Below are 4168 nucleotides of genomic sequence, written 5' to 3'. Positions count from 1 at the left end.
GCCGCCGGCGAGGCCGATGACCGTGGCGCCCGCGTTCTTGGCGTACTGCACGAGCAGGGTGCCGATACCGCCGGCGGCGGCCGGGACCAGGACCACGTCGTCCGGGCCGAGGTCGGCGAAGAGGAGGATCCCCATCGTCGTACGGCCCGTGCCGATCATGGCGACGGCCTCGGCGAAGTCGAGGTTCTCCGGGATCTCGTGCAGCCGTTCGACCTCGGTGACGGCCAGCTCGGCGTAGCCGCCGGGCGCCCAGCCGAGGTGGGCGGTGACGCGCTTGCCGAGCCAGGACTCCGGGGCGCCCTCGCCGAGGGACTCGACGACCCCGGCCACCTCGCGGCCGGGGATCGTGGGCAGCAGCGGCGCGGGCCCGGGCCCCTGCTGTCCCTCGCGCAGGGCCGTGTCGAGCAGGTGGACGCCCGCCGCGGCGACGGCTATGCGGACCTGGCCGGGGCCGGGCTCGGGGTCCTCGGTCTTCTCGTGGGTGAGGTTCTCGGCCGGGCCGAAGGCGTGCAGGCGGATCGCGTGCATGGAGGGCTCCCCCTTGGGTCTGCGCTTCGCGTGTGACCCCAGCCTTCAACCTCAAGCATGCTTGAGGTCAAGGGAGTTCCGTCGGCGTCGGCCGAGGGCGAGCGAGACGGCCGCGAGGGCGCTGTTGAACGACACCTCCGACAGCACGCCCGGCGCCGCGACCTGGTCGCCCGCGAGGTACACACCATCGCCCCGGTCCACGGCCGGACGGTCGCGCCAGCTGGTGCCGGGCAGATCGACCGCGCCCGTACGGCCGTTCGAGGTCGCCTCGCGTCGCCAGGTGACCCGGTCGCGCCAGCCCGGGAACCCCAGGTCCAGCAGATGCTCGCCGCGGGCCACCCCGTCCGCGCGCGACTCGTGCGGCGCGATCGGGAACTGGCCCTGGAGCAACTGCTCACCGGCCGGCGCGAGCGTGCGGTCCTGCGCGGTGAAACGCTCGATCCAGCCGGGCGCGTCCAGGTCGGAGACCGCGAACGCGTCGCCCCGGCGCGTCCGCAGGGCGAGGTCGAGCAGCGCGGTACGGCCGCTGGGCCAGGTCAGCGAGTCGTCGCGCAGCAGACGGCGGGCGGCGTCCAGGGAGGTGGCGACGATCACCGGGCCGGGGCGCAGGCCGCGTACCTCGTCCAGGTCGCCGACGCGGCTGAGGGTCTCCATGCGTACGCCGAGGTTCCAGGCGCGGGCCGCCATCCGGTCGATGACGCTCGCCCAGCCACCGCGCGGGTAGTGCGCCTCCGGGGGCAGCTTCGTGGCCCGGCGCAGCCGTTCCTGCACGAACGCGGCGGACAGGGCGCCCGGGTCGTGGTGGAACAGCGCGACCGCCGCGTAGTGGGCGGCGGCCCGTGCGGCCTCCTCGCCCGCCTGCTCGGTCGCCCAGGTGAGGAAGTCGACGTCGACCGGGGCGCGGCCGCCGGTCCGGCGCGGGCGCAGCAGCTTCAGCATCCCGAACGGCGGGGTGCGGCGGAGGACGCCCCTGTGGTGCAGCCGCAGCCGGGACGCCTCCAGGGCAGGGAGCGGCGCGAGCGGGCCGATCAGGTCGCGGCGGCTGAGCCAGGTCCAGTGGGGGCCGCCGTTGTAGAGCGCGTGCGGCCCCTCGTTCGTCCGGTACGGGCCCTCCGTGGTCCGGGCCCGCCCGCCGAGCGTGTGGTGCGCCTCGTACACGGTGACCCGGGCGCCCGACTCGGCGGCGGTGATCGCCGCGGTGAGGCCGGCGAAACCGCCGCCGACGACGGTGAGCTGGGTCGGCGTGCGCTGCATGGTTCGGGCTCCCTCGCGTCGGTGCCGGCTGTCTGCGCGTACGACGGGGCGAGGGGGCCGGAATGTGACATGGGCGGCCGGGCGACCCGCTCCGGGCGAGGCTTCGCAGGTCAGGGGCGTTGTCAGTGGTGGGGTGCAGGATGAGGGCATGGTGCGGGCGAAGTCGGTGGTGAAGGGGGCGCGGCGACCGGAGGTGCGGTTGCCCGCGCTGGAGGCGTACGAGGGCGGAGGACTGGAGCCGGACGGGGACTACGACGGGCTGGAGTTCCGTGAGCGGGACCTGGCCGGGCAGGACGGCGGGGGCGCCCGGTTCATGGACTGCGCGCTCACGGGATGCGCGCTGGACGAGACGCGGCTGCACCGGGCCCGGCTGCTGGACTCCGTCCTCACCGGCGTGCGCGGGGTCGGCACCGACCTCGCCGAGGCCACCCTCCGTGATGTCGAGCTGGTGGACGCGCGGCTCGGCGGCGTACAGCTGCACGGGGCGGCGCTGGAGCGGGTGCTGATCCGCGGCGGCAAGATCGACTATCTGAATCTGCGCGACGCTCGGCTCAAGGACGTCGTCTTCGAGGACTGCGTCCTCGTCGAGCCGGACTTCGGGGGCGCGCGGCTGGAGCGGGTCGAGTTCGTCGGGTGCGCGGTGAAGGGCGCCGACCTGAGCGGGGCGACCCTGAAGGACGTCGACCTGCGCGGCGCCGCCTCGGTGGAGATCGCCCGCGGGGTGGAGCGGCTGTCGGGGGCGGTGATCAGCGCGGCGCAGCTGATGGATCTGGCGCCGGTGCTGGCGGGCGAGATGGGGATCAGAGTGGAGGGGTGAGGGGCCCCGGCCTCGCGCGGGGCTCAGCCGAGCCGGGGGAAGCGGGCCTGGAGGGTCCAGATCGCCGGGTTGTCGGCGAGGTCCTCGTGCAGGTCGCACAGGTCGGCGACGAGGTCGTGCAGGAAGTCCCGTGCCTCTCGCCGGAGTTCGCCGTGGGAGAAGGTGAGCGGGGGCTCCTCGGCCGGCATCCAGTCGGACTCGATGTCCACCCATCCGAAGCGGCGCTCGAAGAGCATGCGGTCGGTCGACTCGGTGAAGTCCAGCTCCGCGTGCTGCGGCCGGGAGGCGCGGGAGCCCGCGGGGTCCCGGTCCAGCTGCTCGACGATGTCGCACAGCGCCCACGCGAAGTCCAGCACCGGCACCCATCCCCAGGCTGTGGACAGCTCCCGGTCCTCCTTGGTGTCGGCGAGGTAGACATCACCGCAGAAGAGGTCGTGCCGCAGCGCGTAGACGTCGGCGCGGCGGTAGTCCGTCTGCGGCGGGTCCGGGAAGCGGTTGGAGAGGGCGTAGCCGATGTCGAGCACGTAGGCGATGGTGTCATGTCCGCCTAGGATCTTGGATGTGTCCCGATCCTTACCGGTTGTCCCTGCCGCGCTGCTCGCCGCAGCCCTGACGTTCACCCTCACCTCCTGCACGGACGAGGGGGCGGGATCCGGCACCGGCGGCACGCGCGGCGCGGCCGGCCTGGGGGACCCGTACTTCCCGAAGCTCGGCAACGGCGGCTACGACGTCACGCACTACGCCCTGACCCTCGACGTCGACATCGAGCGGGGCAAGGACCGCGACGACCACGAGGACCATGTCGACGGGAAGGCCGTCGTCACCGCCCGGGCGAAGCAGGACCTCAGCGCCTTCGACCTGGACCTGAAGGGCATGTACGTCGAGTCCGTGACCGTCGACGGCGCCCTGGCCCGGTGGAAACGGAAGGGCCAGGAGCTGATCGTCCGGCCGGCGCACGCGCTGGAGAAGGGGAAGACGTTCCGTACGACGGTGCGTTACTCGGGCGAGCCGCGCACGATCACCGACCCGGACGGCTCCCACGAGGGCTGGCTGCCGACCGCCGACGGGGCGCTCGCGCTCGGCGAACCGACGGGCTCGATGGCCTGGTTCCCCGGCAACCACCACCCCTCGGACAAGGCGACGTACGACATCACCGCCACCGTCCCGCAGCGCCTCCAGGCCGTCTCCAACGGGGAGTTGCGCCGCGAGTCGACGAAGGACGGGCGTACGACGTTCGCGTGGCGCTCGGCAGAACCGATGGCTAGCTATCTCGCCACGCTCGCGATCGGCGCGTACGAGATCCGGCGCCCCACGGTCGGTGAGAAGAAGCCGCCGGTGTACATAGCCGTGGACCCCGAGGAGGCCGAGGGCAGCCGCGAGGCCCTCGACGACATCCCGGACATCATCGACTGGGCGGAGATCAACTTCGGCCCGTACCCCTTCTCCTCCACCGGCGCGATCGTCGAGCGGGAGGAGGACGTGGAGTACGCGCTGGAGACCCAGAACCGCCCGGTCGTCCCCGGCGCCCCCGACACCAGCCTGCTCGTCCACGAGCTGGCCCACCAGTGG

The 4168-nt window shown here is 73.3% G+C and carries 5 protein-coding genes; 2 read left to right on the top strand and 3 right to left on the bottom strand.

Going from position 1 to position 4168, the window contains the following annotated elements:
* Positions 1–528, bottom strand: a 528-nt coding sequence (locus tag AOK23_RS39555) for an alcohol dehydrogenase catalytic domain-containing protein (RefSeq protein ID WP_157878292.1), incomplete at its 3' end; no start/stop codon positions are given.
* A gap of 51 nt (positions 529–579) precedes the next feature.
* Complete coding sequence (locus AOK23_RS39550) at positions 580–1782, bottom strand: FAD-dependent oxidoreductase (protein WP_055717272.1); 1203 nt, start codon at positions 1780–1782, stop codon at positions 580–582.
* Between the two features lie 148 nt (positions 1783–1930).
* On the opposite strand from AOK23_RS39550, the gene AOK23_RS39545 reads away from it, so the two are divergent.
* Positions 1931–2599, top strand: coding sequence for a pentapeptide repeat-containing protein (locus AOK23_RS39545; RefSeq protein WP_079049967.1), 669 nt, complete (start codon positions 1931–1933; stop codon positions 2597–2599).
* 23 nt (positions 2600–2622) lie between these two features.
* On the opposite strand, the gene AOK23_RS39540 is transcribed toward AOK23_RS39545, so the two are convergent.
* Positions 2623–3123 (bottom strand): hypothetical protein, encoded by a 501-nt coding sequence (locus tag AOK23_RS39540; RefSeq protein ID WP_055717270.1) that lies wholly within the window; start codon positions 3121–3123, stop codon positions 2623–2625.
* A 37-nt stretch (positions 3124–3160) separates the two neighbouring features.
* Between AOK23_RS39540 and AOK23_RS39535 the strand changes: the two genes are divergently transcribed.
* Positions 3161–4168, top strand: a 1008-nt coding sequence (locus tag AOK23_RS39535; RefSeq protein ID WP_055717269.1) for a gluzincin family metallopeptidase, incomplete at its 3' end; no start/stop codon positions are given.

Source organism: Streptomyces torulosus (assembly GCF_001419765.1).
Taxonomy (GTDB): Bacteria; Actinomycetota; Actinomycetes; order Streptomycetales; family Streptomycetaceae; genus Streptomyces; species Streptomyces torulosus.
This window is presented reverse-complemented; position numbering and strand designations above follow the sequence as displayed.